Genomic DNA, 26,980 nt, shown 5'->3' with positions numbered 1-26,980 from the left:
TTCACAGTTGCGACAACTCGCCAAGGTGACGCTACGTAGCCAAGCGCGAAAATATAGTTTAAAGTTAAATTATATTTCTTAGGGAGAAGAAACGCCGATGTCTGACACCCCCAGTTTGCGACAGGCCGCGCTTGAATATCACGCCCATCCGAAGCCCGGAAAGCTTGAGATCAAGGCCACCAAGCCAATGGCCAACGGGCGCGATCTGGCGCGGGCCTATTCCCCCGGCGTGGCCGAGGCCAGTCTTGAAATCAAGGCCGACGCGGCAAATGCCGAACGCTACACCGCGCGCGGCAATCTGGTTGCGGTGGTGTCCAATGGTACGGCCGTTCTGGGTCTGGGCAACATTGGGGCACTAGCCTCAAAACCGGTGATGGAGGGCAAGGCCGTCCTGTTCAAGAAGTTCGCAGGCATCGATTGCTTTGATATCGAAGTCGATCAATCCGACCCCGAGAAGCTGGCGGATATCGTTTGCGCACTCGAACCCACCTTTGGCGCAATCAACTTGGAAGACATCAAGGCCCCCGATTGTTTCATCGTCGAAAAGCTTTGCCGCGAGCGCATGAATATACCTGTTTTTCATGACGACCAGCACGGCACTGCCATTGTGGTTGGGGCCGCCGCGAAGAACGCGCTGCACGTGACCGGGAAGTCCTTTGACACCATCAAGGTGGTGTCGACCGGAGGCGGGGCTGCCGGGATTGCCTGCCTGAACATGCTGGTGAAACTGGGCGTCAAGCGCGAGAACATTTGGCTGTGCGACATTCATGGGCTTGTCTATGAAGGCCGGGCCGAAGACATGAATCCGCAGAAATCCCAATTCGCTCAGAACTCGGATCTGCGGACATTGGATGACGTCATCGACGATGCGGATCTGTTTCTGGGCCTCAGCGGCCCAAATGTGCTGAAACCCGAGATGGTTGCAAAAATGGCCAGCCGCCCGATTATTTTTGCGCTGGCCAATCCGACCCCGGAAATTCTGCCTCAAGCCGCACGTGAAGTTGCGCCAGACGCGATCATAGCCACGGGACGCAGCGATTTTCCCAATCAGGTCAATAACGTGCTGTGTTTTCCATTTATCTTCCGAGGTGCGCTGGATGTGGGTGCGACCGAGATCAACGATGAGATGCAGATCGCGTGCGTCGACGGTATCGCCGAAATGGCCCGCGCGACAACAAGTGCCGAGGCTGCCGCAGCTTACAAGGGTGAACAGCTGACCTTTGGGCCGGATTACCTGATCCCCAAACCCTTCGACCCACGACTGGTAGGCGTGGTTTCATCCGCCGTGGCCAAGGCCGCCATGGAAAGTGGAGTGGCCAAGCGGCCTATCGAGGATTTTGAGGCGTACAGGGAAAAGCTGAACCAATCCGTTTTCAAATCTGCACTTCTGATGCGTCCCGTTTTCGAGGCCGCTGCGGTCGCATCCCGTCGGATCGTCTTCGCCGAGGGCGAGGACGAACGCGTGCTACGCTCTGCACAAGCGATCCTAGAAGAGACAACGGAAACGCCAATCCTGATCGGACGTCCTGAAGTGATCGAGGCACGCTGCGAAAAGCTGGGCCTGACCATTCGTCCCGGATCGGATTGCCAGATCGTAAACCCGGAAAACGATCCGCGTTATTACGATTACTGGAACTCCTACCATCAGATCATGCAGCGCCGTGGTGTGACGCCGGATTTGGCCAAGGCGATCATGCGCACCAACACCACCGCGATTGGCGCAATCATGGTGCATCGCGGTGAGGCAGACAGTCTGATCTGCGGCACGTTTGGCGAGTATCGCTGGCACCTGAACTATGTGGAGCAGGTTCTGGGCAATGGCGACCTGCGCCCGCATGGCGCCTTGTCTCTTATGATTTTGGAAGACGGGCCCCTTTTCATCGCCGACACCCATGTTCGACAACTGCCCACCCCTGAAGAACTGGCCGAGTCCACCATTGGTGCTGCGCGCCATGTACGCAGGTTTGGGATCGAACCCAAGATTGCCTTCTGCTCGCAGTCACAATTCGGCAATCAAGCAGAAGGGTCTGGAAAACGGTTGCGTGCGGCGCTGAGCATTCTGGATCAACAGCCGCGTGATTTTGTTTACGAAGGTGAAATGAACTTGGACGCCGCTTTGGACGCAGACCTCCGGGCACGCATCTTTCCGGAATCACGGCTGCAAGGCGCGGCAAATGTGCTGATCTTCGCCCATGCGGATGCCGCCAGCGGGGTGCGCAACATCCTCAAGATGAAAGCGGATGGAATTGAAGTTGGACCCATTCTGATGGGCATGGGTAACAAGGCTCATATTGTCACGCCGTCGATTACGGCGCGCGGGCTTCTGAATATGGCCGCAATCGCAGGTACTCCGGTTGCGCATTACGGCTGAGCAATTCTGCCCAACAACGTACTGCACTCCGGGCCGGAGTGCGGTACACTAAATATTCACTTTTGCTCTGCTAAATGTGGTCGCGTCGACCATGCCCCATCGAAGGTTGCCCGACAGGCCGAGTGCTGTACGCCCTTTTGAGTCGTTCCCCAGTTCGTTTTTTTTGCATCGGATAGTTTGCAACTTTGCAAAACAGGTTAACAGACATCGATTTCCCAATGATGAAAAAGGGGTTTGCAAAAATTTGCAGGTCTTAAGGCGGTTTCCTGCAAATAATTCGCGATAAACTGACGCGTCGTCATTTGACACGCTTGCCCGAAAGTTTTCTGGGTCCTAACACAATGTCCAAGTCGTTGTGAGGAGGACGAAATGGTGTATCAGGACGTTTATGACAGCTGGAAAACTGACCCCGAAGCGTTCTGGATGGGCGCCGCCAAGGGGATCGACTGGGTAAAAGAACCCAGCAAAGCGTTGTTCGACGACAATGCACCACTGTATGAATGGTTCAGTGACGCGCGGGTCAACACCTGCTGGAACGCAGTAGATCGTCACGTCGAAAATGGCCGTGGCGAACAAACAGCCATCATCTATGACAGCCCGATTACCCACACCAAGCGCGAGATTTCATATGTTGAACTGCGCAACCGTGTGGCCAACCTTGCCGGTGCGCTGCGGGCAAAAGGCGTTGAAAAAGGTGATCGCGTCATCATCTACATGCCGATGATCCCCGAAGCGCTTGAGGCGATGCTGGCCTGTGCGCGTCTGGGCGCGGTGCATTCGGTTGTATTCGGTGGGTTCGCCAGCAACGAGTTGGCCGTACGCATTGATGACGCAAAACCCAAAGCGATCATCGCCGCGTCGTGCGGGATGGAGCCGGGTCGCGTGGTCCACTACAAACCCCTGCTTGACGGCGCGATCGATCTGGCCGAGCACAAGCCTGAGTTCTGCGTTATTTTTCAACGCGAGCAAGAGGTTGCCCAGCTGATCGAAGGGCGCGATTTCAACTGGCATGGCTTCCAATACGGCGTTGAACCGGCCGAGTGCGTACCAGTCGACGGAAATGATCCAGCGTACATCCTCTACACTTCGGGCACGACAGGCGCGCCCAAAGGGGTTGTGCGCCCCACTGCCGGGCATCTGGTTGCGCTGAACTGGACGATGAAGAACATCTACAACGTCGATCCGGGCGACGTGTTCTGGGCGGCATCCGATGTGGGCTGGGTCGTGGGCCACTCCTATATCTGCTACGCGCCGCTAATCCACGGGAACACGACCATCGTGTTCGAAGGTAAACCGGTCGGCACCCCTGATGCGGGCACCTTCTGGCGCGTGATTTCAGAGCATAAGGTGAAAAGCTTCTTCACCGCACCCACCGCCATCCGCGCCGTAAAACGAGAAGACCCAAAAGGCGAACTGATCGCCAAATACGACCTGTCTGATCTAAGCGCTTTGTACCTCGCAGGTGAACGCGCCGATCCCGACACCATCATCTGGGCGCAAGATGCACTGAAGGTTCCCGTAATCGACCACTGGTGGCAGACCGAAACGGGTTGGGCCATCGCAGGCAACCCGATGGGTATCGAAGAACTGCCGGTCAAGCTGGGCTCACCCGCCAAACCGATGCCGGGCTATGACGTGCAGATTCTGGACGAAGGCGGCCACCCAATGAAAGCGGGTGAGCTGGGGGCCATCGCAGTCAAGCTGCCGTTGCCTCCGGGCACGTTGCCGACCCTGTGGAACGCAGAGGCACGGTTCAAGAAATCCTATCTGGAGCACTTCCCCGGGTTTTACGAAACCGGTGATGCAGGCATGATTGATGAAGACGGGTACCTCTATATCATGGCGCGTACCGATGACGTCATTAACGTGGCTGGCCACCGCCTGTCGACCGGCGGCATGGAAGAGGTGCTGGCCGCCCACCCGGATGTGGCCGAGTGCGCAGTCATCGGCGTATCGGATCAGTTAAAGGGTCAGATGCCGGTTGGGTTCCTGTGCCTGAATGCGGGCGCTGACCGGGATCATGGCGACGTGGTACAGGAAGTGGTCAAGATGGTGCGCGAAAAGATCGGCCCTGTTGCAGCCTTCAAATTGGCCGTGGTCGTCGACAGGCTGCCGAAGACCCGTTCAGGCAAGATTCTACGCGGCACGATGGTCTCGATTGCTGACGGTCAGGACTATAAAATGCCCGCAACGATCGACGATCCTGCCATCCTCGATGAAATCAAGGACGCCTTGCAAACAATCGGTTACGCTAAGTAATCTTGGGGCGGCCCAGGTCGCCCTTTTCATGTCTGTACTTGCAACCTGAAACAGGCCCCCTACTGTCGCTCTAACACAGTGAGGGCCCATGACACATTCCGATATCTGGCGTCTCAGCGCCACAGACTTGACCACTCTGACACGACGCGGCGATCTGAGTGCGACCGAGGCTGTTCAGGCTTCGATTGACCGGATGGATGAGGTCAATCCCGACCTGAATGCCGTGGTAGAGGATCTGCGCACAGAGGCTTTGGAGCGTGCACATTCTCTTGACCACGTACGTGCAAGCGGTCAAGCAACGGGCCCGCTGCATGGTGTGCCGGTCACGATCAAAGTGAACGTCGACCAAAAAGGTCATGCGACGACCAATGGCGTTGTGGCATTGAAAGATGTCATCGCGCCGGATGACGCGCCGATCGTCAGCAATCTGCAAAAAGCTGGTGCCGTTGTCATTGGACGAACCAATACGCCGGAATTTTCGTTTCGCGCCGACACGGACAACGCGCTTTACGGGCGCACACATAACCCCTGGGGAAGCCACATCTCGCCCGGCGGGTCATCCGGAGGGGCGGGCGCAGCCGTGATGGCCGGCATCGGCGCGCTGGCCCACGGTAATGATATCGGCGGCAGCCTGCGCTTTCCCGCGGCGGCCAACGGGGCGGTTACAGTGAAACCAGGGCTGGGGCGAGTTCCCGCCTGGAACCCAAGCCAAAAGGCCGAGCGCGGCCTGCTGGCCCAATCAATGTCCGTTCAGGGTCTGATCACCCGCTCGGCGGCGGACTTGCACCTGTCGATGCCCAGCCTGATCGCGTCTGATGCGCGCGACCCGTTCCATGTGCCGATGCCTTGGCGCGGCGAAGTCCCGGATAGGCCGATCAGGGTGGCGTTCACGAAAAACACCTTTGGTTATGCTCTGCATCCGGAAGTCGAAAAGGCCCTTGATACGGCACGCGACGCATTGGTTGATGCAGGTTATGCCGTGGAAGAGGTTGATCCGCCGGACGTTTTCGAATGTGGGCGGGTTGGGTACCGCGCGCTTATGGGCGAAGTGCTTACGCTGATGAAATCGGATATCGAAGCGGCCGGTTCGCAAACCATCCGAGAGATTTTTGACGTCTACTTTCAGGAGTTCCCGCCGATCGTCGAAATCGAGCTGGTAAAAATGCTGGCCAAACGCAGCCACTACGCGCGGGAGTGGTCGCTTTTCTTGCAAGATTATCCGCTGGTTCTGTCCCCGTTCCTGCCGCAACCCTTCTTCAAACCCGACCGCGACACAGAAGGGGCGGAAGGCGTTCACGAGGTTCTGGGCTGCGCGGTGTATTCTTACGCGATGAACTTCCTGGGGCTTCCGGCGGCCTGCGTGCCCGCGCGGCTGGCCGATCTACCCAAGGGGCCACAACCGATCAATGTTCAGATTGCGGCGCAGCGATGGCGCGAGGATCTGGCCGTGGATGCGGCGGCTGCAATCGAAGCTCGCGTTGGGCAGATGTGTGCGCCACTTTGGAACCAAATGGCTAGGGTTTAAAAAAATAGACCTCGGGTCATTGTGCCCGAGGTCCAACTGCTTAAATAAGCCCGGAATTCAGATGACGAGCGTAGCACCACCCACCCTCGCCAGCGCGAAATTTGCGCAACCATTCTACAACGCCGTTCAGGTGGCCACTCACTTCCACCTTGGCGTGATTTCCGGGTAACCTCACATTAGCCAATCGGTAAGGATTTCCCTGTGAACTGGTTCACACAAACTGAAAAAAATGCGTAACGCCCCGAATTTAGGTGAATTGCTCGGAAATGAGGCGTTCTTCCAGCCCATGCCCCGGGTCAAATAGGATACGGTGGCCAATCCCAGGTTCGGACCTGATTTCAACCCAGTCGATATCAGGGAAGGAAACAGAATCTGCATCTGCCATGACGGGGCGTTTGTCCGCGTCCAAGACATCAAACCGAACCTTCGCAATCTTGGGCAAGAGCGCACCGCGCCATCGGCGGGGTCGGAAGGCCGCTATCGCCGTCAACGCTAGAACGTCCGATCCAATCGGCAGGATCGGCCCGTGCGCCGAGTAGTTATAGGCCGTCGAACCAGCTGGCGTAGACAGCAAGGCTCCATCGCACATCAACTCCGACATGCGCACGCGGCCATCGACACTGATCTTCAGCCTTGCAGCCTGTGGGCCTGCTCGCAGCAGCGACACTTCATTGATGGCCAGCGCCTCGTGCAGCTTGCCAGACTGATCCATCGCCCGCATCGCCAGCGGGTTGATGACCTCTTCTTCGGCATCTGCAAGCCGCGCCAACAGGTCGTCTTCGTGGTATTCATTCATCAGGAACCCGATCGTACCGCGGTTCATTCCATAGACCGGTGTATCAAGGTGCTGCATGTTGTGCAGGGTGTGCAACATGAAGCCATCACCGCCCAGCGCCACTACAACATCTGCGTCGCGAGGCGCCGCGTTACCGTGTTTGGCCACCAGAATATCCCGGGCCGTTTGCGCCACTTTGACCTCGCTGGCAAGAAAGGCGATTCTCTTTTTCATGTTTTCCGGTTTCCGGTGCTGCACATTTGGTTCCGAAACAAACATACCTTTCCCCAATAGGCCAGTCTTGACGCCTCAGCAGGCAAAATCGTCGCTTTAAGCCTTTTGCGCATGGGGCGTTTCCGATAGGAAATCCGCAAGTTTTACCCAGCCATGTGGAGCGCCCATGAACGCCAATATTCGTGACACCGGATTTTTCACCCAGTCGCTTGCCGACCGTGATCCCGAGCTTTTTGGCTCGATCACGTCGGAACTGGGCCGTCAGCGCGATGAGATCGAGCTGATCGCATCCGAGAACATCGTCTCTGCCGCCGTGATGGAAGCGCAGGGCTCGGTGATGACCAACAAATACGCCGAAGGCTATCCCGGCCGTCGCTACTATGGTGGTTGCCAGTTCGTCGACATTGCCGAGAACCTCGCCATCGACCGTGCAAAGCAGCTGTTCGGCTGCGGCTTTGCCAACGTGCAGCCGAACTCGGGCTCTCAGGCCAATCAGGGTGTGTTCCAGGCGCTGATCAAACCCGGCGACACCATTCTGGGCATGAGCCTGGATGCAGGCGGCCACCTGACCCACGGTGCGGCCCCCAATCAGTCGGGCAAATGGTTCAACGCCGTGCATTATGGCGTGCGCAAGCAGGATAACCTGATCGACTATGATCAGATCGAGGCGCTGGCGAAAGAGCATCAGCCCAAGCTGATTATTGCCGGTGGTTCGGCCATCCCGCGCACCATCGACTTTGCCCGCATGCGCGAGATTGCCGACATGGTGGGCGCATACCTGCACGTGGACATGGCCCATATCGCCGGTCTGATCGCGGCGGGTGAACATCCCAGCCCCTTCCCGCACGCGCATGTTGCCACAACGACCACGCACAAGACCCTGCGCGGCCCGCGCGGCGGCATGATCCTGACCAATGACGAGGCGATCGCCAAGAAAGTAAACTCGGCCATCTTCCCCGGCATTCAGGGCGGCCCTTTGATGCATGTGATCGCGGCCAAGGCCGTGGCCTTTGGCGAGGCGCTGCGGCCTGAGTTCAAAGGCTACATCCAGCAGGTCGTCACCAACGCGCAGGCACTGTCTGATCAACTGATCAAGGGCGGTCTGGACACCGTAACCCACGGTACCGACACTCACGTTGTGCTGGTCGACTTGCGCCCGAAAAACGTGAAGGGCAACGCGACCGAAAAGGCCCTGGGCCGGGCGCATATCACCTGCAACAAGAACGGTGTACCGTTTGATCCGGAGAAACCGACCGTGACCTCGGGCATCCGTCTGGGCAGCCCGGCAGGTACCACTCGTGGTTTCGGCGAGACCGAATTCCGCCAGATCGCCGACTGGATCATCGAAGTGGTCGATGGCCTGGCCGCCAATGGCGAAGACGGCAACGGCGCGGTCGAAGCAAAGGTCAAGGCCGAGGTCGCGGAGCTCTGCGCGCGGTTCCCGATCTATCCGAATATGTAATCGGTAAAAAACGAAGGATTACGGCGCCTCCGAGGCGCCGTTTTTCTTGCTAAAGCTCAGTCCGAAACCAACGGCTCGGACGGATGGGATCAAACCTCGCCCTCGGCCTCTTTCAAGGCTTCTTCCAGCAGCTTTTCATTTCGCGCCTCTTCGATCCTGTTGATGCGATCCTCGGCCGAGCGGCCGTCAAAGCGATATTTCACAACGTTGATCAGGCTGAGCGTCAGCAAAACGATGCCCATGCCCCAGTATCCTTTGGTGGCCAGCGGCACGTCTGTGGACAGATACAGAGAGATGCCCAGCAGCAGGTAAGCCACGGCCACGCCAGCACCGTTCAGCATCAGGATCAGGTTGTTTTCGCCACGATTGGTCATTGGAAGTCTCCTTAGTTAAAATACGAGTTTGTCAGTTTCAGGATTGAGCCTTGAGACGACTCAGAACATCCGCCGCACTGGAGCGGGTTTTGGGGCCATAACCGGCCTCTTCCATTCGCTGGGCCACGGTGCTGTGATCCAGACCCGCGTCGATCTCGCGCAGGATTTCGGATTGTTCGAACGGGTCAGCCTGTGTCATGACACGGGCGATCAGCTCTTCAGCTTCTTCAGCAGGGCTGGTGCCACCCACATGACGGTTCAGTCGCTTTTGCAGCCCCTGCTCTCGTTTTACCGCACGCGCCGTAATTGCCCCCTGCTTGAGATCCAGGATACGGCGGTTGGCGGTCTGAACCGAATGACGCAGCTGCAGGATACGCGCCTCAAGCCGGTCAACGGTTTGCTGGCGCAGCGCCAGTTCGTTTTCCAAATCTGCAACCGCCTGCGCGGCGCTTTGAACAAGATCCTGTTGATCATCCTCCAGCGCTTGACGGGCCCGTTCCATCAAATCTTCGATGCGGGTTTGCAAGGTTTCGATTTGGCGGGATTCGCCGCGTTGTTTTTGGGTCAGGCTGGCAAGCGTCAGCTTGGCGGCCTTCAGGTTTTGGTCTGCCTCTCGGATTTTCTGGTCAATTAGCTCAATAGAAAAGTTATCGCGCAGACGGTCTTCGGCCCGTGCATTTGCACCACTCATTAGGGTCTTCAATGTATTGAACATGTGATCCTCCAAATTCATGAACAACGTTCATAAAATGGAGATAGCAATACCGTGAACGTCGTTCAAGTATTTATTGAACGACGTTCAAGAAACTATTTGTTTCCAATTCGTGAAAGAACCTGTGCAATCATGCGTTCGATCTGTTCCGGTGGAACGCCCGAGATACGGTTTTCCAAACCAAGGGTGACGATTCCGTGAACTGATGAGAACAATGCACGTGTCATCAGATCCATCTCGAACCGATCCAGTTCAGGGAACAATTCGCTGACGGGTTCGGCAATGAAAGAAAACAGCTCTTTCAATGCGTTGCGATACCATTCCGGTACGGGGCCATCATCCGGCATCTGCAGGTCAAACAAGGCTCGCCATAAGTTGGCGTTTGCGTCAGCGAAATGCAGATAGGCAGTACTCATGACAATCAGCCGTTGCACTGGGGGTTCGCTGCCATCAAAAGACGTTCCGACCGCTTGCCCCAGACGTTTGAACGTGCGCCCGTTCACAGCCATGACAATCGCGTTCAGATCTTCAAACACGTTATATATGGCCCCCAACGCGCATCCGGCGTCCTTGGCCAGATCGCGTGCACGAAGATCGCTCAGACCGTGTCGATCAATGCGTATCTCGGCGACCTCAACCAGTTTTTCGCGCAACTGCTCTCGCCGGATTTGTGCTTTGGTTGACATCGCGCCCTCGAATTTTGAACCACGTTCAGATCCCTGCGCATAATCCAGAACCCAAGGTCAGATCAAGCCGCGCCACCACAGAAAAACCAGCAGCAGTGTCGTCAGTGCCAACAGGTTAAAGGCCAATCCACCCAACATCCCCAGAAACCAGCCCCATCTTCGGTCGGCCAGATTGATTGCGCTGAGATGACCTTGCACCACCTCCGATGCGTGGTTCAGCTTGGGTGTGTCCAGAACCAGCCTCAGTTTGGGATGTGCAGCCATTGCCTCGGACCGGGCCAGCACCATGGCCTGTTTATAGACGCGTCGGGGAAGTCGCCGTTTGGCTTTTCGGATCGACGCCTCAAGCGTTTTATCCCGCACGCCAAGCTTGGCCCGCAACAAGGCCACGGTTTCTGCGATACGGGTTTGAATGTCTGGATCTTGCGACATAGGGCGCCTCCTGCCGCGCAATCTAGCGTCTGGTTCATGGACCGACAATGGGGCTGGTCGTCAGCAGTGCGCGCGAGTATCACTCGGGATATGCTGAATACGATTTTACATGGCGCGCCAACCGCCCTTCCCCCGCTCATCATTGCACATGGCCTGTATGGATCCGCCCGCAACTGGGGCGTGATTGCCAAAAGGCTTTCGGACGAACGGCAGGTTGTGGCCGTGGATATGCGCAATCACGCCCGCAGCGCGTGGGACCCCCAGCATGATTATCCCCATCTGGCGCAGGATATTGCCGAAGTGATCGAACAAGTTGGCGGCTTGGCCGATGTGCTGGGTCATTCGATGGGTGGCAAGGCCGCGATGACGCTGGCGCTGCAACATGGGTCCTTGGTGAACAAAATGGTTGTCGCCGACATTGCACCGGTGAAGTACACGCACAGTCAGATCCAGTTCATCGAGGCCATGCGAGCGGTTGATTTTTCACGCATCGAACGCCGTTCGGACGCAGAGCAACAACTGGCAGAACTGGGCGTTGAAAAAGCGCTGCAGAGTTTCTTCACCCAATCCCTGGACATCAATGGAAAACGCTGGCTGCTGAACCTGGATGTTTTGGCGGACCAGATGCCCAATATCATGGGCTTTCCCGACCTGGATGCATCGTGGAACGGGCCCGCGCTGTTTCTGTCCGGTGGTGCGTCGGATTATGTCCTGCCGGAACATCGCGACAAAATCCGCGCACTGTTTCCCAGCGCACGGTTTGCCAAGATCCCCGGAGCTGCGCATTGGCTGCACGCCGAGAAACCGCGCGAGTTCGAAGCTGCCGTCAGAACGTTTCTGAATGCTTGATCATGCGCCCTGATAAAGCCGCTTGGCGACCATCCAGGAGGCCGGTACAGCGATCACGGCCCCTGCCGCAGCGGCACCAACAATTGCACTGACGGAAACCAACCCGGCAGACAATACGGCGATTACGGCCGAACCCGACAGGGCAGTTGCGATCAGTGAATACAGCATAGCGGCAAGGCGAAACATGGCCGGGCTTCCTTTTGGTGACTTCCGGTCAAACGTCACACGATTCGAAGGTATTTCGCTTTGATTTGGGTCAGATGCGAAATGTATCTGTGTCAGGAATTGATAAGCTCACCGCCTCCATTCACCCAATCCACCAGGCCGCCCAGGTTGTAGACCTGCTGATACCCCATGTCCTTCAGCAGCTTGCCAGCCAACGCTGCACGCCCACCCGAGGCGCAATGCAGAACGATGGGGCGATCTTTGCGCAGTTCCGGATCATGGGATTGCAGCGTGTCATCTGCGCGAAACTCCAGCATTCCTCGTGGGATATGATGCGCCCCCGCAGCGCGACCTGTGGCCTGTAGTTCCGTCGCATCGCGAATGTCCAGCAACAGCCCGCCCTGCTCCAGAATCGTCTTTGCCTGCGCGGTATCAATCCGCGCGACCACCGCGTTGGCGGCCTCCATCATGTCTTTGACCGTCACCGGCATGCGTGTTCTCCTTCACCTCACCTGGCAAAGGTTAACATGCGAAGTTTGGAAGGTGTAGCCGTGACGGACGCAGTTGCCTCAATGTTCACGAAACGCGCGCGACATGCTGTCTGACACGGGCTTGGCGATATAGGCGGCAAAGGTCCGTTCTTCGGTCTGGATCATGATTTCAGCCGGCATCCCCGGCGTTGGAATAAAGCCGCTGACCCGTTGCAATTCATCCGGTGTCAGGGAAATGCGCGCCAGATATACTTCCTGTGGGCTGCCCGAGGTCTGTTCAGGCAAAGCATCAGCAGAAATATAGAAAACCTCGCCATACAACACTGGCGTCGTGCGCTGGTTCAAAGCGATCAGACGGACCGAGGCTATCTGCCCTTGTACCACACTGTCGATTTCGGTGCGGGGAATCTGCGCCTCGATGATCAGAGGCGCATCGGCGGGTAAGATTTCGGCAATGGGTTCGCCGGTCTCAATGACACCGCCCGGAGTGTGGTAATGCAACCGAACCACCGTGCCGGTCACAGGCGCCCGGACCACGGCCCGATCCAGAACGTTGCGCGCCTGACGAGATTTTTCACGCACGCTTTCCAGATCGGCTTCGATCACGCCCAGTTCATCCAGCGCGGCTTCACGATAGGCAGATCGGGTGCGCATGATCTGTTCGTCGTATTTAAGCAGCATCTGGTTTATTTCGGCAGCTTCAGCCTGCAAGCGCGCCTGCTGTCCCTCCGCCTCGGCCTGAACGCGACGAATTGTGTTCAAGTCACCCTTGCGAACCAAACCCTTTTCGTACAGCTGGCTCTTGGCCTCGTACTCCTCCTGCAAAATCTCGGCACGCCGCATCATGCTGTCCAGCTGAGCCTCAAACCCGCTGGACCGGATTTTCAACGCTTCCATGTTCCGTTCCAGCAGCGCGACATCGTTCAGAAGAGTCTTGCGCGACACATCAAAGCTGAGCTTTTGCCCATCGAGAATAGTCATGATTTCGACATCGTCAGACGCCTCGATAAGGTCCTGAGAAAACACAAGGCGGTCGCGTTCACCGTATTCGGCCAGCAGCCTTTGGGTCATGGCTTGCAGGCGCAGTTTGCGGATGAACAGCTCGCGCTCATTGGCCTGCGCCGAGGTTTGGTCCAACGTCATCAGCACCTGACCGGCCTGAACCGACTGCCCTTCGACCACCTTGATATCTTCGATAATTCCACCCTCAAGATGCTGAACGATCTTATTGCGACCAGTGGCAACAAAACTGCCTTGTGCGATTACCGCGGCTGCCAGCGGGGCGCTGAAAGACCAGACCCCAAAACCACCAAAGCACACCAAAAGCATGACGAGGCCGATAGCGATCAGCCGGTTGATTGAGCGCGGAACCTCGGCATACCAGAGCTGAGGGTCATCGGCAGAGTTTTTCACAGGTACGAGGTCATTCATGGTCAGCCCCCCTGCTGGCCTTCAATTCCGGTTTGCTTACGCGGCGCGTTGAGCTGTTGCAGAACCTGATCGCGCTGACCGAACAGGGCCACGCGCCCATCGGTCAGCAGCATGATCTTGTCGACCACGTTCAACAGCGTTGGCTTCTGCGTGATGACAACTACGGTGATCTTGCTTTCGCGCGCCTGTTCTATGGCGCAGGCCAGTGCCTTGTCGCCGGCGACGTCGAGGTTTGAATTTGGCTCATCCAGCACGACCAATCTCGGGTTGCCAAAGAACGCACGCGCCAGCGCAATGCGCTGCTTCTGTCCGCCCGACAAAGGCGAGCCATCTGCGGCCACTACGGTCTCATATCCTTGCGGCAGGGTTGCGATCATGTTGTGAACATCGGCCAGTACGGCGGCGTCGTGGATTTGTTCGTCGGTCGCATCTGCCCGCATCCGGCCAATATTGTCCTTTATCGTGCCGGGGAACAGTTGAACATCCTGTGGCAGGTAGCCGATGCTTTCCCCGAACTGGCGCGGGTCCCAATTTCGAATATCCATCAAGTCCAGCCGCACACTGCCTGATGTAGGCAGAATGGACCCGACCAGCGTTTTCCCCAGCGTGGTTTTACCGGCGCCGGAATTACCAATGATGGCCAGCGTTTCACCGGGAGTCAGCGAAAATGTGATCCCGTTCAAAACCACACGTTTGGTTCCACCGGGCACATATAACAAGCGTTCTACATCCATACGGCCTTCAGGACGCGGCAGGCGCAGCTTTTCGAATTGCAGGGCCGAGGTCGACAGCAAAGCCTTGATCCGCCCATAAGCCCCGCGTGTCAGCAAGTAGCTGTTCCAGCCCTCAATCGAGCCTTCGATGGGGGCAAAAGCACGCCCTGCAATAATCGAAGCAGCAATCACCATCCCGCCGGTGATCTCTCCTTGCAACGCCAGATACGCACCCCAACCCAGAATTCCGATTTGAGTCAGTAGCCTGACAGCCCGTGAGATCGCCGCAAAGATCACGTTTCGGTCCTGCGCACGCACCTGCCATGTCAGCGATTGGGCGGTGTCGCGCCCCCATATCCGCACGGCCTCGGGGATCATGGCCAGCGCGTTGATGATCTGGCTGTTGCGTGACATCGAATCCAGATGCTGGTTCGCCAGGGACTGCGCCTTGTTGGCCTCGGCAAAGGGTTTAGCCGTCATTTTCTGGTTGATCAGAGCGATCGTCATAAGCAGCAGCGCGGTCACGATAACAATCATGCCCAGCTGCGGATGCACCAGGAATATCATCAGGATGAACAAGGGCGCGAAAGGTACGTCCAGGAATGAGATCAGAGTACCCGACACCATAAAGCCGCGCAGTTGCTGCAAATCGCCAAGCGTCTGATATTCGCGCCCATTGCCGTGCAACGAGGCATGGGCCGCAGCGCTTAGCACCGGTGCGCCCAGGCGGGCCGCCACTTCGACCCCTGTGCGCATCAGCATGAACCGGCGCACCGCGTCGAAGGCCGACTGAAAGATCACCGCGCCTGCGACGATTGCGGTCAGCATGATCAGAGTATCCAAAGACCGGCTGGTCAGAACGCGGTCACTGATCTGAAACAGATAGATCGGGATCGCCAGGATCAGGATATTGGTGGCGCAGGTCAGAACCAGAACAAAGGCAAGGTTGCGCCAGATCGCCCGGATCGACACACGCAGGGTGCGTTGAAAATCCTCGGGCGGGGTGCGCTTGTGAAAAGTTTGGGGTGGCCCTTTGCCATCACCGCCGCCGGTCTGATTATGCAGCAGTGGCTGGTTCGCCTCGGCCTCGATCGTGGTGCCCATGCGATTTTCGCCGGCTGCGCGAGCAGAGGGGGTCTTACGCGCAGTCGTTTCCTCGGCGGTTGACTGATCGGGACCACCAGCGTCGGCCAATGGCCGCCACCCGCCGGGTCCTTGTCCTGAGCGGGTCGCGGCTGCGCACGCCGATGGGGAGGATCAGCGCGCCGTTCTTCGCGTGAGTGGTGTTGTTCTTCGGATTGCTTCATTGTCTCAGATTCAACTGAAGTGTTCGGGTCCGGGTCTGACACACGCATCTGTTGTGTCAGATGCAAACGTGGTGCCGGTCTTGGTCCTTGGGGCGCGGGTCTTACCCTTTCGCCAAGACTTTGGATTTGCGGCCCTCCTCCGCCCTGCCTGTCCAGCGGGCTGGACAAATACGGGCGGCGCGACGTGAATACGATCGACATTTATTAACCTTTTGGTCACTCGGTAAAAATACAGGAAAAATCAGGCCAGCAAGGTTTGCAGGCCATCGTCGTTGGTCGTGGGATCGGTTGTTGGAGAGGTCAAAGCCAACGCAGCATCAGGCTGCGCGATGCTCATATCGCTCATTATGGCGGCGATGGCTTCATTGGTCATTGTCGTTATGTCTTCGTTGTTCGGCATATCCAGCAAGCTGGCCTGATGCAGCATCAGATCGGAATATGCCCCGTTGGCGGCCATGATTGTCGAATCCACACCCATCTTGGTCACACTTGCGCTATTCAACAGGGCGTTGCTGCCAGCCACCACCTGTGTCTGGGGCGCATCAGGGCCGGACAGTTCGATGTCATCCTGATCCTGCATTACGGTGGTCTGTTCGACGACGTTCACCTGCAACAGATCTCCGTCGATTTTGAGAACGCGTATCTGCTCCATTCCAGCGAAATTGGGATCATTCAACAACGCATCCTCAAGCGCAGCTATGTCGTCTTCAGCCAGTGCCATAGTGTCAGACATTTCGTGGGACATGTCCTGATAGGTATCGTCCCCTACCGTTTTGACAGAGGCTTCGTTCATGACCAGATTTTCGTCGTCCCCGGCCTCGTCTCCGTCCGCTGCCGGGTCCATGCCGCCGCTGATGACGTCGTCATCCACCAACACGATCGTCTGGTTAACAACGTCTACCGAGATCATGTTTCCGTCGATGATGATCACATCATAGTAATTGCCCAGCTGGATCAGGTCAGAGACATTGTACATTTCGTTGTCGCCCAGCGCGTACACGGTCGACGAAGCTGAAATCTCGGTCTCGATTTGGTCGATATCTGTAGCGTCGATATCCTGCTTGATGAAATTCGCGACAACCAGATCACCCTGAACATGGTCGACGATAACAATCGGTGCCGCACCCGCAGCGCCTGACGTTGCACCAAGCCAAGGTGCTGTTTTGGATTCGACCTCGATTTGCGACGTCTGCACGATGTTGGTGCCACTGCCTGTTCCCGGAGCACCTTGATCCCAGTCGGAAACAACAGCGACCTGGCTAATGGCCGTCAGGCTAACCGCCTGCCCTCCTACGGCTATGATTGGGGCATCCACCCAGGCGACAGTCGCCGCCATTGCATTGATTGCCACGTTGCCGCCGGTCACGACCAAATGCCCATCATCAAATTCAGGGTCTTTTGACTGATCCCATTCATCAGGAAACGGAAGTTCAGCTGAGTCACTTGCATCTTCGGGCTGGTGGAATTCGGGTAACAGGTCTTTCCATACCGGTGCGTCTGCCACGTGTTCGCCATTGACGATCACACCCAACGCTTCACTGCCGTGAAACTGGTGCACCGTCACGCCCTCTATGTCTGAGGTCATCGGGGTCGTCATCTGTTCGGCAAGCGCGTCGAGCATTTCCGTCGATTGGTAGTCCGCGAGTGAAAAAGATGGCGCGGCAACGGCGTGCAGCGACAGCGCCATGTCCAGCATCTGCTTACCCTGGGCCATAAGCGCCTCGGGATCCCGAAAGTCGCCCTCGCCCACAACGTCATTGTCGCGCATGAAAACAGTCTGCACGGTGACGGTTACTGCTGATCCCAACGGCACTGTTTCTGGCGGTAGAATGATCAATTCGACAAAGGAAGACGGGCCAGTATCGCCTATTTCGCTCTCTGGCACAAAACGAACGGGTTGCCCGGGGCCGTCGACAATAATCACCGATTCCGACACCGGCACACTGGGCGCATTCGGCAGCGGCATTTCGGGGTCAGAAGGTTGAAAGCTGTAGGGCAGAGCTTTGTACACGCCCGCAGGAATATCCAAATCTGCCTTGATATGGATCGAGGCCGGATCTTCCAGCCCCTCAATTTCGGCTTTGCGCCTCAGCGCTGTAAATTCCTCGTACTGGTCCCTCAGCCGGGACTGTTCGATTGTAAGCTCAAAAGTTCCAACAAAATGCGCTATCGTTTCAGAAATACTGTCAAGGGCCATGTCGGTTTTCCTTTATACCCGTGCCGGCAAAAATTTCCGCTTTGGGTCAGTTGGGCCGAGGCCGCGATTTACGGCCTCGGCAGTTTTGAAAGATCAACGGGGCCCGAAAATACGAACCCCGCTATTTGACTTAAACGTCAGTGTCGTCGCTTGCAGACGAAACGTTCATCGAGCCGCCAACCATGGTCGTATCGACCGAGTTGCCAAGCACGTTGGCACCCATAATGATCGACTGATTGAAGGCTGAAGTATCGACCACTGCCGCTGCCGAGGCATAGGACTCGCCGGTCACGATACCATCGCCACCATTGTTCGCGCCCCACGTTCCGCCATTGCCGCCTGCTCCACCGTCGCCGGAATAGGCCCCGGCCGCGCTGCCGCCCGTGATGGTGCCACCCATGGTGTCACCCGAGGTTGCGCTGCCCATCGAGGCTCCGCTGGTTCCGCCATTTGCGGCTGACGCGCCACCGGCACCACCAGCACCCGAGTTGGCTGCACCCGTTGCGTCACCAGATCCGGTCGAGGTCGCATCGTTGTCAGAGCTACCCGCGCCACCATATCCGGCAATCGCTTCGGCCAAGCTGTCAGCGGCACCATTGGTGTCCGCATCTCCGAATACATCAGCGGCTCCGCCATCACCTGCGGTATTGGCCGCATCAGCAGATCCCGCACCGGTACCGCTTGAGGTAGACGTCGGAGTTGTGCTGCCACCTGCTCCACCGTCACCATCAGCAGCCGATGTACCGGAACCCATTGCATCTGCTGCGCCGTCGGCTGTATTCGAACCGCCGTCACCGCCGCTGCCATCCGTGGCTTGCGAGTTGCTGGCTGAACCGTTCACGTCACCTGGACTCTGGTCGATATCCGGTCCGCTTGCCGACTGATCACCAACGCCCTGGGCGTCGGAAGTTGCGTCCGCTGTTCCACCGGAACCATCGCCACCCGAGCCATCGCCAGCCGTACCATCACCGCCAGAACCATCTCCTCCGGTTCCGTCGCCGCCGGTTCCGTCACCGCCTTCGCCGGGTTCGGCATCAATCATGCCAAGCTCTTCCTGCAGTTCCATGATCGCGGCTTCAAGCAACGCGGCAAAGCCACCTTCGCCGTCACCACCGGTTCCGTCACCACCTGTTCCGTCACCACCGGTTCCATCACCGCCGGTGCCGTCACCACCGGTTCCGTCACCGCCTGTGCCATCAGCCGAGCTGTCCGCGCCACTGTCTGCCGTGCCATCGGCAGTGTTATCACCCGCAGTGGCGTTATTGGCTTCGGTGTCGCTGTCGCTGGTGTTCGAGGCTGAACCTTCTGTCGCAGCGCTACCGTCACCGCCGTCTGATCCGGACGCATCCGTGGCATTGTCCGCCGTACCGGTACCGGTTCCGGTTGAATCGGAATCACTGTTGCCGCCATCTGCGTTGCCCGATGAGCTTGCACCTGACAGGCCAAGCCCCAGACCCAGACCAAACGAGTCCGAGCTGCCACCGGCACCGCCAGTACCAACGCCATCGGCGCTCGTGCTGCCATCGTTGTCCGAAGAAGACGAGCTGTCAGCAGCACCGCCATTGCCGCCCGAGCTGTCGCCCGTCGCGCCGGCTTCGGATGTCCCCACGCCCATGCTTGAGTTGGACGCGTCACCCGAAGAGCCTCCGTTTCCGCCGTCCGAGTCCCCGTCAGCACTGCCGGTATCGCCACCAGCGGCCCAGGCATGGCTGCCCAATGTTGACGAGTCTGCCGCGCCACCAACCGTGGTGCCTCCGTCGCCAGAGTTTCCTCCATCCGCATTCGCTCTGATACCTTCAGCTGCCGTGGCAGTACCGCCATTGGCGTTGCCGTTCTGGGTAAAGCCCGCATTGTTCGACACGGTCGCTGAATCCAGTGTGTCATCATCACTTAAGCTGGCAACCTGGTTGTTGACGGATGACATGGCCGTACCGGCACCATCCATCGAGATGTCCAGATTCATGTCATCGCCGGGATCATAGGTCAGGTCGCGGCCTGCGGTGATCACATCACCAACTGTTGCCGAGTCTCCAAGATCCAGATCGACCTGGTCATCGTCACGCGGAATCCACTCACCACCACCAAAATCGATATTGATGGCGTTGTTGTTCGAGTTGTCGTTGCTGTCATCACCAGCATCCAGCGTCTGCGACTGGTCTTGACCCTGATCCTGGCCCTGGTCCTGACCTTGGTCTTGACCCTGTTCCTGACCCTGTTCCTGGCCCTGATCCTGACCTTGGTCCTGATCCTGACCCTGATCGTTCGAGTTGTCGACATTCTGATCTTGCTGCTGTTGTTGCGCTGTCAGATCGGCCTCAACAAAGGCTTCCTCTACAGGAATTTCAACATTGACCGGAGCATCCAGGTTTTCGACGTTAATTTCATCGACGGTCGTTACATTGGTATTATTCGTATTGCGTCTCATGACAAAATCCCATTTCTGGAACGCCAGACCGCCATTCATCTACAAAGCGGCATCAGGCGCGGTTGAAACAAAATAAACCACACGCAGCGAGACAAGCGCTGAATGCGGACGTTGCGTGTTTATTCGAAGCCACCTCCTTTCCCGGTTAAACCGAAAGCGTGACCCCCTAAAAACAAAGCTGAAATAAGCAAGGATTGGTCACGTCAGGGACAGACACTTCATAAATTGAAGCTTGACCATGTTCGCAGCGACGAAAGCCTGCGGCTAGCTGACTGAAAGTATTATTGCCGCCTTAACCTTGATTTTGTTCACTATTTTTAGAAAACACCAAAAAAGAAACCTGATCGGCGCTCAGGTTCTAGACAAAGATACTTTCAAAAAAATAATACCATTGTTTCCAATGGTTACACAAAGCGAGGTGTAAAAACCTAACCAATAGTTCTAGGATATCAGAGCCAATCTTGCACCATCAGGTTGTAAATATTCGAGATTTAAGTTACGATTAGACATGTGTAATTAATTGATTAGTTAACGTTTTTTATTCCGAATATCTCCTTTGAATTACTCAATTTCTGGTTACGCCTGTTTTGTAGGGGGCAATAATGAGTAAGTCTTGTTTGAAAGAAACTTCCAGTCAGAGCATCTGTTCCGAAGAGTTATCGATCGTCTTTATTGGGAAAGAACTCTTCTATTCCAATCAAACACTCAGAAGTGTCCAGACCGAGTTCGGCGTGCGCGCAAAGCGGTTCGAAACGCTTGAGGCAATGAGCGACCAAGACCCGGCCGGAAGCAAGATCATCGTTGTCGACCAGATGATGATTGATGATCTGCTGTCGCGTCCCAAAGCCTATACCAAATGTACAGGTTCGGGCTGTCTGGCCATTGCCTACCGCAAAGAGGAACCGGCCCGGCGTCTGTTTCAGGGATGGGATCGCACGCAGTTGGGCGAGATCGGGTTTCTGCCGATGAACGTTGCACCAGATGCATGGCGCGCAATCCTCAGACTGTTGATGCATGAAGAGTTGTACTTGCCGAGCTTCCTGGCTGATTGCGTGGCCGTCACACAGCAGACCCCCTTGCCCAATGCGATACAGTCGCCACCGCCCGCGCCAAATGGCAGCGAGCTGCAGTCGCGCTACTCCAAGCTGACGCGCCGCGAGAAACAGGTGCTACAACTGGTCTCGCACGGCAAAAGCAACAAACTGATCGCAGCCAAGCTGGGGATCACCGAACATACGGTCAAGCTGCACATGCACAACGTCGTTGGCAAGATCGGTGTCAGCAACCGGACCGCTGCGGCTCATTTCTTTTTTGAGGTCGCGCCTCATGCGGCGCAGCTGTCCGCTCTTGACTGACACATTCGAAACCCGGTTCGACCACCTGATCCTTTTGGTGGGCAGGTTGAACTATATGTGGACCAACACCGAAAGCCTGTTGATCCACCTGATTGCGGGCCTGACAGGGGCGTCCAAAGATGTGTCTGTCATAATCTTTCTGACACTGAACACCACCCGTGCGCGAATCGATCTGGTCGAACGGTTGGCCAAGATGGACGGACGACCGCCCCAGATCCGCGACCCGATCCTTGCACATACACAGCGCCTGACAAAGCTTTCGGGCATCCGTAACAAGTACAACCATTGTATCTATTCATTCGACCCCGAAAGCGGAAACCCAAAGACCATCTTGATGCGGATCGCGGATCGCAAAACCGACATCAAACTCGGCCGCGAAGATACCGTAGATGACGAGGCACTGCGCGAGATAGAAAGTGTTGTCCAGAAGCTGTCGGCAGCAAACCGGGACATTTGGAAGCTGATCCAGGATCTGGGCTATCCGGTATAAATCAGACGCCCAGAGTCCGCTTGAAGTACCTGTGATACTCGGTGATTTCGAGAAGGTGGTCTGGTGCGGGCGGTGGGACTCGAACCCACACGGGCATACGCCCTTCAGATTTTAAGTCTGATATGTCTACCATTCCATCACGCCCGCACGGCGCAGCCCTGTCGGGCCTTTCAGTTTCCTTACAATCACAACTGGATGAGAACAATGCGCTTTGACGCAAAAGCCGCGAATTGTGGCCGGAAGCCTAATCAATAGACAACCACACTCCTCAACCTGAAATGGGAGAGGCGCTGCCCCTCCCCGGTTTGAAACTGCTCACATGCCCAGCGCTTCTTTGTACATCTCCAGAACCGCCTCTTCCTCGGCGATGTCGTCCTTGTCCCGCTTGCGTAGTGCGACCACTTTCCGCAGTATCTTGGTGTCGTAACCCCGTGCCTTGGCCTCGGCCATGACTTCTTTTTGCTGCTCGGCCAAGTCTTTCTTTTCCGCATCCAGACGCTCGAACCGTTCGATGAACTGGCGCAGCTCGCCTGCAGTCACGCGATAGTTGGCGGCGGCCTGATCTTCGATGATGTCTTCCATATGCGTCTCTCCCAAAGGCTGAAAATCTGATGCAGGATGCCGGATACAATGCTGCCGCCCGGGTCGCAAGCACCCAATCCCCAGGGCGCACTTGTACGACCTGCCCTGATCCTTTAAGCGCGGGGTCGGTTCACGAGGAAATGTGGGGCATCATGTTCGAATTCATCACCTGGGGCGGTGCAGCCCTTTCTCTGGCCGGGCTCTGCGGTCTTGTCTGGTGTATTCTTCGTGTGATGAAAGCGCGCAAAGCCGGTCTGTCGGATGACGAATTGCGCGCGGTTGTTCAGGGCGTGCTTCCCTGGAACCTGGCCTCATTGTTCTTATCGGTTATTGGACTGATGATGGTCATCCTCGGGATATCCTTCGGATGACCGCCCGTTCAGATAGGTAAGTTATCGAATTGCGCTTCCATCGCGTCTTCGCACAACGCGGCGTCCAGTCGACGCAGGCGAGATGGCACAGGCATCCTCTGCCGCCGCATACGGTCAACAACTTTGCTCACACTCGGCTGAAGCGCCAAACGCGTATCCAAGCACGCGTTCCTGAGCTTTTGTTCAAGCTGCTCTGCTTCGGAATAAAGACCATTTGCTGTCATAATATCCTCCCAGGTGTTGCCAGTATTCCAGATATAGGTAACGGGAATGCGACCCGCAGATAATAACATAAACTTGTGCGAGAATTCGCCTGACATAAACGTAATTTCGGCAATTCAGCGCAGATGGGCTAAGGTTTAATCCATTTTAATCGAATCTGCCTTGATGCGCATCAAATTCAGATTGGCGGTTGCGTCACATTCCAATTTACATATATGATATTGGCAACCGCAACGGAGGACCTCATGACGCCCACAGTGAAAGCGTTTTTCGACGATCAGACCTTTACTGTGTCCTACGTTGTTCACGAACCACAAGGACGCGCCTGCGCCATCATCGACAGTGTTTTGGATTTCGATCATGCCTCAGGGCGGACGGCGACAACGTCAGCGGATCAGATCATCGATTTTGTGCGCAGTCGCGAACTCAAGGTTGAGTGGATTCTGGAAAGCCATGTTCATGCCGATCACCTGTCTGCTGCCCCCTACGTGCAACAGGAACTGGGCGGCAAAATCGGGATCGGCGCTCAGATCGTCGCTGTACAGGACACGTTTGGCAAGGTTTTCAACGAAGGAACCGAATTCCAGAGGGATGGCAGCCAGTTCGATGCATTGTTCTCGGAAGGCGACAGCTTTCACATCGGCCAAATGCGCGGAGACGTGCTGCACACCCCGGGGCACACCCCGGCCTGCCTGACCTATGTCATTGGCGACACGGCCTTTGTGGGCGACACGCTGTTCATGCCCGATTTTGGTACAGCGCGGTGTGACTTTCCCGGTGGTTCTTCGGCGACCCTGTATGAATCGATCCAGAAAATTCTGACGCTGCCAGATGAGACACGCATCTATGTAGGCCACGACTACAAGGCCCCGGGCCGCGAAGAATACGCGTGGGAAACGACGGTAGGCGAGCAAAAGGCGCTGAACGTCCATATCGGACAGGGGTGCAGCATCGAAGAGTTTGTGGAAATGCGCGACGCACGTGATGCGACCTTGGCCATGCCACGCCTGATCTTGCCCTCTTTGCAGGTCAATATGCGCGCAGGACAGATGCCCCCGGCAGATGAGGAAGGTGATGTCTTTCTGAAACTGCCGGTCAACAAACTCTGACGCGTGTTAGCAAAGGGATAAACCTTATGAATATAGATTGGGTTTGGGGCCTGTGCGGCGGTCTACTGATTGGGCTGGGCGGAGCGGTTTACCTGCTTGGCAATGGCCGGATCATGGGCGCCAGCGGCATTCTGGGCGGCCTTGTTGACGGTAGCGCCCGAGATACGATGGCCGAGAAGTTGGCCTTTGTTGCTGGCCTGATCGGTATGCCAATTCTGCTGCGCCCGCTAATCGCGCCCGAGGTCCAAACGCATCTTACCAACAACTTGGGCCTTGTTGTCATAGCTGGTTTGCTGGTTGGCGTCGGCACACGTATCGCCAATGGCTGCACATCTGGTCACGGAGTGTGCGGCATTTCACGGTTTTCTCTGCGCGGAATCGTGGCCACTGTCTTTTACATCCTTGCCGGAGGCGTGACCCTCGTTCTGCTGCGCCATATTTGGGGGCTGATCTGATGCGCCTTTTTGTTGCACTGATTGCCGGATCACTGTTCGGGGCCGGATTGCTCATCTCGGGCATGACCGACACGACAAAGGTTCAAGGTTGGCTGGATGTGTTTGGCCAATGGGACCCGACCCTGGCCTTTGTGATGGGCGGAGCCATCCTGCCGATGTTGATCGCATGGCGATTGACAATCGGGCGTAAGGCTTTGATCGGGGACGATTTTCCACCCCCCGCCCAATCCGAAGTGGATCGCAGGTTGGTTGTAGGATCGGTTCTGTTCGGGATGGGCTGGGGTCTGGTCGGACTGTGTCCTGGACCGGCCATGGCCTCGCTGAGTTATGGCGGGCTCGGCGGTCTGGTTTTTCTGGCCGCGATGATCGCAGGCATGTTCGCGGCCCCAATGCTGGGCGCGCAACTGGACAGAGCTGCAAACGCAGCCTAAGGAAATGGCATGGAGATTCGACCGATCACCCCCCGCTATGCCGTATCGCCGCAAATCACAGTTGAGGATGTGCCGGCGATAGCCGCTGCCGGTTTCGTCAAGGTGATCTGCAACCGGCCCAATGTTGAAGTACCTTCCATCATGCAGTCCGACGCAATCGGAGATGCCGTGCGTGCTGCTGGTATGGAGTATGAAGTGCTGGAACTGACCCATCAGACCATGTCGCCCGAAAATGTGAAGCGGCAACGCGATATGGCGGAAAGCTGCAGCGGTCCTGTGCTGGCCTATTGCGCATCGGGTACACGGTGTTCGGTCGTCTGGGCCTTGGGTCAATGCGACCACATGAGTCCGGATGACATCCTGAGCGCGACGACCGATGCCGGATACCAGTTGGAAGGTCTGCGCCCGGCTCTGGAGCAACTCCGCGGCACCTCCGGCTAGGCCCCTAGTCTTCCCTGCTTCCTGGTTCTTGTGTGTCCAGCCCGGCAAGGTGAGAGATTTCGGCAACCATCCGTTCTGAATCTTCAATCAACGTATTATCCGGCACGATCTCTGTGCCTTCTGGTATCGACGCAGGTGGCAAAATGTCCATGGTGTTGGTGATTGGCTCTTGCACATTGTCCTGCGGGCGAAGCCTTCCTCGGCTTTCAATGAATTCCTGTGCCTCGGCACCGCTGAGCGCAGGTAGGGCGGCATGTTCATTCAGACGCACGGCTCGTAAACCGCCGCATTGGCCCAGGCGACCGACTCCTGCCCGCGTGCGGTCAATTGTCAGAACCACCGTTCGATCCAGACGCGCCCCAGGCAAAGGCAGAACATCATCAATCCGCATCGCGGACAGCGCGGACAAAGGCAGGGTCATCCGGCACAAGGCTGCATTCAAGTCAGCCCGCACCACGCCCGAGGATTGCTCAATCCGTGGGCCGGAATGTTCCAGATCCTGCTCAGCCACCTCCAGCGCAGCGGATGTTTCGGGTAAAAAGACCGATATGTGCCCCTGCCGCACCCCATTTGCCAGATCGACGGTCAGATCATAGCTGCGGTACACCTCATGGGTCATGGCCAGAGACAACTCGCGCAGGTTTGCCGCGCGTGTCGAATATTCATGCCCGGCCAGACAAACCGGTTCGTCGACCGTATCGATCAGGTCAGCAGATCGGGTCAGCGCCGCTTCGATCAGGGGTGCCGCCATAGCGGCATCCGTATCGGTAAAGACCCGTGGGGCCGGGTCGTCAGGCATCACTTCGCCAATCGTTTGGGTCTGGACGATGGCGGACACCAAATGCGGGTCCAGACACACCGCCGAGCGCCCTTCAACCCCCTCAAAGACCAACAACAGCCAGTCCTGACCAATCGTTTCGCCAAGATCTTCCGCCGATCGGCTGGATTGTTTGGCCCCGATCACCGCGAGCGGCAAGTTCAGGCGATCCCCCGCAGCCCGCGCGAACCCCAAACGCAGCGCCCGTAAACCCGAGCGTGGTCGGTCGCCCAAATCCTTCTTCCCAACGGACAGTTTCCGCGCCAAAGCGGCATTGACGGTTTCTGACATGTCGCCTG

Annotated in this window: 26 protein-coding genes and 1 tRNA gene; 12 read left to right on the top strand and 15 right to left on the bottom strand. The window is 57.0% G+C overall.

The annotated features are described in order from the left end of the window. The first annotated feature begins 97 nt into the window (after positions 1-97). The 3 genes from ALB80_RS06900 (at position 98) to ALB80_RS06890 (ending at position 6,155) form a co-directional block, all read left to right on the top strand. The gene (locus ALB80_RS06900; RefSeq protein ID WP_050603286.1) at positions 98-2,371 is read left to right on the top strand and encodes an NADP-dependent malic enzyme; all 2,274 of its coding nucleotides are present in this window, start codon (positions 98-100) and stop codon (positions 2,369-2,371) included. A gap of 369 nt (positions 2,372-2,740) precedes the next feature. Then, complete coding sequence (prpE, locus tag ALB80_RS06895; protein WP_050603285.1) at positions 2,741-4,630, top strand: propionate-CoA ligase PrpE; 1,890 nt, start codon at positions 2,741-2,743, stop codon at positions 4,628-4,630. Positions 4,631-4,718: 88 nt separating this feature from the next. After that, complete coding sequence (locus ALB80_RS06890; RefSeq protein ID WP_050603284.1) at positions 4,719-6,155, top strand: amidase family protein; 1,437 nt, start codon at positions 4,719-4,721, stop codon at positions 6,153-6,155. 247 nt (positions 6,156-6,402) lie between these two features. Here ALB80_RS06890 and ALB80_RS06885 read toward each other — a convergent pair whose 3' ends face one another. Then, positions 6,403-7,164: an NAD kinase gene (locus ALB80_RS06885; RefSeq protein WP_050603378.1), complete on the bottom strand. Its 762-nt coding sequence runs from the start codon at positions 7,162-7,164 to the stop codon at positions 6,403-6,405. Between the two features lie 166 nt (positions 7,165-7,330). Here ALB80_RS06885 and glyA point away from each other — a divergent pair, with 166 nt between their 5' ends. Then, the gene (glyA, locus tag ALB80_RS06880; RefSeq protein WP_050603283.1) at positions 7,331-8,626 is read left to right on the top strand and encodes a serine hydroxymethyltransferase; all 1,296 of its coding nucleotides are present in this window, start codon (positions 7,331-7,333) and stop codon (positions 8,624-8,626) included. Positions 8,627-8,715: 89 nt separating this feature from the next. Here the strand turns inward: glyA and ALB80_RS06875 are convergent, their stop codons facing one another. The 4 genes from ALB80_RS06875 to ALB80_RS06860 all read right to left on the bottom strand — a co-directional run bounded on the left by ALB80_RS06875 (position 8,716) and on the right by ALB80_RS06860 (position 10,830). Beyond that, on the bottom strand, positions 8,716-9,000 hold the full coding sequence (locus ALB80_RS06875) for a hypothetical protein (RefSeq protein WP_050603282.1): 285 nt from the start codon (positions 8,998-9,000) through the stop codon (positions 8,716-8,718). A 37-nt stretch (positions 9,001-9,037) separates the two neighbouring features. Next, the gene (locus tag ALB80_RS06870; protein ID WP_050603281.1) at positions 9,038-9,715 is read right to left on the bottom strand and encodes a PspA/IM30 family protein; all 678 of its coding nucleotides are present in this window, start codon (positions 9,713-9,715) and stop codon (positions 9,038-9,040) included. A 92-nt stretch (positions 9,716-9,807) separates the two neighbouring features. Further along, the gene (locus ALB80_RS06865) at positions 9,808-10,398 is read right to left on the bottom strand and encodes a TetR/AcrR family transcriptional regulator (protein ID WP_050603280.1); all 591 of its coding nucleotides are present in this window, start codon (positions 10,396-10,398) and stop codon (positions 9,808-9,810) included. Between the two features lie 57 nt (positions 10,399-10,455). Beyond that, a complete protein-coding gene (locus ALB80_RS06860; protein ID WP_050603279.1) occupies positions 10,456-10,830 on the bottom strand; it encodes a hypothetical protein in 375 nt (124 codons plus the stop codon). Between the two features lie 90 nt (positions 10,831-10,920). On the opposite strand from ALB80_RS06860, the gene ALB80_RS06855 reads away from it, so the two are divergent. Next, a complete protein-coding gene (locus tag ALB80_RS06855) occupies positions 10,921-11,679 on the top strand; it encodes an alpha/beta fold hydrolase (RefSeq protein ID WP_083445221.1) in 759 nt (252 codons plus the stop codon). Here the strand turns inward: ALB80_RS06855 and ALB80_RS06850 are convergent, their stop codons facing one another. The 6 genes from ALB80_RS06850 to ALB80_RS06825 form a co-directional block, all read right to left on the bottom strand. Continuing rightward, the gene (locus tag ALB80_RS06850) at positions 11,680-11,865 is read right to left on the bottom strand and encodes a hypothetical protein (protein ID WP_050603277.1); all 186 of its coding nucleotides are present in this window, start codon (positions 11,863-11,865) and stop codon (positions 11,680-11,682) included. It abuts the gene before it with no gap. Between the two features lie 92 nt (positions 11,866-11,957). Continuing rightward, a complete protein-coding gene (locus ALB80_RS06845) occupies positions 11,958-12,335 on the bottom strand; it encodes a rhodanese-like domain-containing protein (RefSeq protein WP_050603276.1) in 378 nt (125 codons plus the stop codon). Positions 12,336-12,413: 78 nt separating this feature from the next. Further along, on the bottom strand, positions 12,414-13,766 hold the full coding sequence (locus ALB80_RS06840; protein WP_050603275.1) for an HlyD family type I secretion periplasmic adaptor subunit: 1,353 nt from the start codon (positions 13,764-13,766) through the stop codon (positions 12,414-12,416). A gap of 2 nt (positions 13,767-13,768) precedes the next feature. Next, complete coding sequence (locus ALB80_RS06835; RefSeq protein ID WP_083445220.1) at positions 13,769-15,673, bottom strand: type I secretion system permease/ATPase; 1,905 nt, start codon at positions 15,671-15,673, stop codon at positions 13,769-13,771. A 354-nt stretch (positions 15,674-16,027) separates the two neighbouring features. Beyond that, positions 16,028-17,983 carry a type I secretion protein gene (locus tag ALB80_RS06830; RefSeq protein ID WP_050603274.1) on the bottom strand — a complete coding sequence of 652 codons (1,956 nt, stop codon included), beginning with the start codon at positions 17,981-17,983 and terminating at the stop codon, positions 16,028-16,030. A gap of 130 nt (positions 17,984-18,113) precedes the next feature. Continuing rightward, positions 18,114-20,408 (bottom strand): hypothetical protein, encoded by a 2,295-nt coding sequence (locus tag ALB80_RS06825; RefSeq protein WP_050603377.1) that lies wholly within the window; start codon positions 20,406-20,408, stop codon positions 18,114-18,116. A 602-nt stretch (positions 20,409-21,010) separates the two neighbouring features. Here ALB80_RS06825 and ALB80_RS06820 point away from each other — a divergent pair. Then, on the top strand, positions 21,011-21,763 hold the full coding sequence (locus ALB80_RS06820) for a response regulator transcription factor (RefSeq protein ID WP_083445218.1): 753 nt from the start codon (positions 21,011-21,013) through the stop codon (positions 21,761-21,763). Next, complete coding sequence (locus ALB80_RS06815) at positions 21,756-22,253, top strand: hypothetical protein (protein WP_083445225.1); 498 nt, start codon at positions 21,756-21,758, stop codon at positions 22,251-22,253. Before ALB80_RS06820 ends, ALB80_RS06815 begins: the two co-directional genes overlap by 8 nt. A gap of 61 nt (positions 22,254-22,314) precedes the next feature. On the opposite strand, the gene ALB80_RS06810 is transcribed toward ALB80_RS06815, so the two are convergent. Next, positions 22,315-22,400: transfer RNA gene (locus ALB80_RS06810), tRNA-Leu, on the bottom strand. 168 nt (positions 22,401-22,568) lie between these two features. Continuing rightward, positions 22,569-22,835: a DUF2312 domain-containing protein gene (locus ALB80_RS06805; RefSeq protein WP_050603271.1), complete on the bottom strand. Its 267-nt coding sequence runs from the start codon at positions 22,833-22,835 to the stop codon at positions 22,569-22,571. A 152-nt stretch (positions 22,836-22,987) separates the two neighbouring features. On the opposite strand from ALB80_RS06805, the gene ALB80_RS06800 reads away from it, so the two are divergent. Beyond that, on the top strand, positions 22,988-23,206 hold the full coding sequence (locus ALB80_RS06800; RefSeq protein WP_050603376.1) for a hypothetical protein: 219 nt from the start codon (positions 22,988-22,990) through the stop codon (positions 23,204-23,206). An 8-nt stretch (positions 23,207-23,214) separates the two neighbouring features. On the opposite strand, the gene ALB80_RS06795 is transcribed toward ALB80_RS06800, so the two are convergent. Beyond that, complete coding sequence (locus ALB80_RS06795) at positions 23,215-23,430, bottom strand: hypothetical protein (protein ID WP_050603375.1); 216 nt, start codon at positions 23,428-23,430, stop codon at positions 23,215-23,217. Between the two features lie 243 nt (positions 23,431-23,673). Here ALB80_RS06795 and ALB80_RS06790 point away from each other — a divergent pair, with 243 nt between their 5' ends. The 4 genes from ALB80_RS06790 to ALB80_RS06775 are packed head-to-tail and all read left to right on the top strand — an operon-like array spanning position 23,674 to position 25,864. Further along, positions 23,674-24,537 (top strand): MBL fold metallo-hydrolase, encoded by an 864-nt coding sequence (locus tag ALB80_RS06790; protein WP_050603270.1) that lies wholly within the window; start codon positions 23,674-23,676, stop codon positions 24,535-24,537. Positions 24,538-24,563: 26 nt separating this feature from the next. Then, positions 24,564-24,992, top strand: coding sequence for a YeeE/YedE family protein (locus ALB80_RS06785; protein ID WP_050603269.1), 429 nt, complete (start codon positions 24,564-24,566; stop codon positions 24,990-24,992). Continuing rightward, positions 24,992-25,423: a DUF6691 family protein gene (locus tag ALB80_RS06780; protein ID WP_050603374.1), complete on the top strand. Its 432-nt coding sequence runs from the start codon at positions 24,992-24,994 to the stop codon at positions 25,421-25,423. The genes ALB80_RS06785 and ALB80_RS06780 overlap by 1 nt, the downstream gene beginning before the upstream one ends. A gap of 9 nt (positions 25,424-25,432) precedes the next feature. Beyond that, entirely contained in the window at positions 25,433-25,864 is a 432-nt protein-coding gene (locus ALB80_RS06775; protein ID WP_050603268.1) for a TIGR01244 family sulfur transferase, read from the top strand. A gap of 4 nt (positions 25,865-25,868) precedes the next feature. Here ALB80_RS06775 and ALB80_RS06770 read toward each other — a convergent pair whose 3' ends face one another. Next, entirely contained in the window at positions 25,869-26,972 is a 1,104-nt protein-coding gene (locus tag ALB80_RS06770) for a FliM/FliN family flagellar motor switch protein (protein ID WP_050603267.1), read from the bottom strand. Between the last annotated feature and the right edge of the window lie 8 nt (positions 26,973-26,980).

Origin of the sequence: Ruegeria sp. 6PALISEP08, assembly GCF_001238295.1 — a bacterium.
In the GTDB taxonomy this organism is placed as follows: Bacteria; Pseudomonadota; Alphaproteobacteria; order Rhodobacterales; family Rhodobacteraceae; genus Ruegeria.
The sequence above is the reverse complement of the archived record's forward strand: the minus strand, read 5'-3'. Positions and strand labels throughout refer to the sequence as shown.

What these genes read in the sequence shown, in the direction of transcription:
- ALB80_RS06885 (WP_050603378.1), bottom strand. Translation starts at nt 7,164, where the DNA reads ATGAAAAAGAGAATCGCCTTTCTTGCCAGCGAGGTCAAAGTGGCGCAA.
- ALB80_RS06805 (WP_050603271.1), bottom strand. Translation starts at nt 22,835, where the DNA reads ATGGAAGACATCATCGAAGATCAGGCCGCCGCCAACTATCGCGTGACT.
- glyA (WP_050603283.1), top strand. Translation starts at nt 7,331, where the DNA reads ATGAACGCCAATATTCGTGACACCGGATTTTTCACCCAGTCGCTTGCC.
- ALB80_RS06790 (WP_050603270.1), top strand. Translation starts at nt 23,674, where the DNA reads ATGACGCCCACAGTGAAAGCGTTTTTCGACGATCAGACCTTTACTGTG.
- ALB80_RS06830 (WP_050603274.1), bottom strand. Translation starts at nt 17,983, where the DNA reads ATGGCCCTTGACAGTATTTCTGAAACGATAGCGCATTTTGTTGGAACT.
- ALB80_RS06900 (WP_050603286.1), top strand. Translation starts at nt 98, where the DNA reads ATGTCTGACACCCCCAGTTTGCGACAGGCCGCGCTTGAATATCACGCC.
- ALB80_RS06860 (WP_050603279.1), bottom strand. Translation starts at nt 10,830, where the DNA reads ATGTCGCAAGATCCAGACATTCAAACCCGTATCGCAGAAACCGTGGCC.
- ALB80_RS06820 (WP_083445218.1), top strand. Translation starts at nt 21,011, where the DNA reads ATGAGTAAGTCTTGTTTGAAAGAAACTTCCAGTCAGAGCATCTGTTCC.
- ALB80_RS06845 (WP_050603276.1), bottom strand. Translation starts at nt 12,335, where the DNA reads ATGCCGGTGACGGTCAAAGACATGATGGAGGCCGCCAACGCGGTGGTC.
- ALB80_RS06795 (WP_050603375.1), bottom strand. Translation starts at nt 23,430, where the DNA reads ATGACAGCAAATGGTCTTTATTCCGAAGCAGAGCAGCTTGAACAAAAG.
- ALB80_RS06890 (WP_050603284.1), top strand. Translation starts at nt 4,719, where the DNA reads ATGACACATTCCGATATCTGGCGTCTCAGCGCCACAGACTTGACCACT.
- prpE (WP_050603285.1), top strand. Translation starts at nt 2,741, where the DNA reads ATGGTGTATCAGGACGTTTATGACAGCTGGAAAACTGACCCCGAAGCG.
- ALB80_RS06870 (WP_050603281.1), bottom strand. Translation starts at nt 9,715, where the DNA reads ATGTTCAATACATTGAAGACCCTAATGAGTGGTGCAAATGCACGGGCC.
- ALB80_RS06840 (WP_050603275.1), bottom strand. Translation starts at nt 13,766, where the DNA reads ATGAATGACCTCGTACCTGTGAAAAACTCTGCCGATGACCCTCAGCTC.
- ALB80_RS06875 (WP_050603282.1), bottom strand. Translation starts at nt 9,000, where the DNA reads ATGACCAATCGTGGCGAAAACAACCTGATCCTGATGCTGAACGGTGCT.
- ALB80_RS06850 (WP_050603277.1), bottom strand. Translation starts at nt 11,865, where the DNA reads ATGTTTCGCCTTGCCGCTATGCTGTATTCACTGATCGCAACTGCCCTG.
- ALB80_RS06775 (WP_050603268.1), top strand. Translation starts at nt 25,433, where the DNA reads ATGGAGATTCGACCGATCACCCCCCGCTATGCCGTATCGCCGCAAATC.
- ALB80_RS06770 (WP_050603267.1), bottom strand. Translation starts at nt 26,972, where the DNA reads ATGTCAGAAACCGTCAATGCCGCTTTGGCGCGGAAACTGTCCGTTGGG.
- ALB80_RS06855 (WP_083445221.1), top strand. Translation starts at nt 10,921, where the DNA reads ATGCTGAATACGATTTTACATGGCGCGCCAACCGCCCTTCCCCCGCTC.
- ALB80_RS06785 (WP_050603269.1), top strand. Translation starts at nt 24,564, where the DNA reads ATGAATATAGATTGGGTTTGGGGCCTGTGCGGCGGTCTACTGATTGGG.
- ALB80_RS06800 (WP_050603376.1), top strand. Translation starts at nt 22,988, where the DNA reads ATGTTCGAATTCATCACCTGGGGCGGTGCAGCCCTTTCTCTGGCCGGG.
- ALB80_RS06780 (WP_050603374.1), top strand. Translation starts at nt 24,992, where the DNA reads ATGCGCCTTTTTGTTGCACTGATTGCCGGATCACTGTTCGGGGCCGGA.
- ALB80_RS06825 (WP_050603377.1), bottom strand. Translation starts at nt 20,408, where the DNA reads ATGAGACGCAATACGAATAATACCAATGTAACGACCGTCGATGAAATT.
- ALB80_RS06865 (WP_050603280.1), bottom strand. Translation starts at nt 10,398, where the DNA reads ATGTCAACCAAAGCACAAATCCGGCGAGAGCAGTTGCGCGAAAAACTG.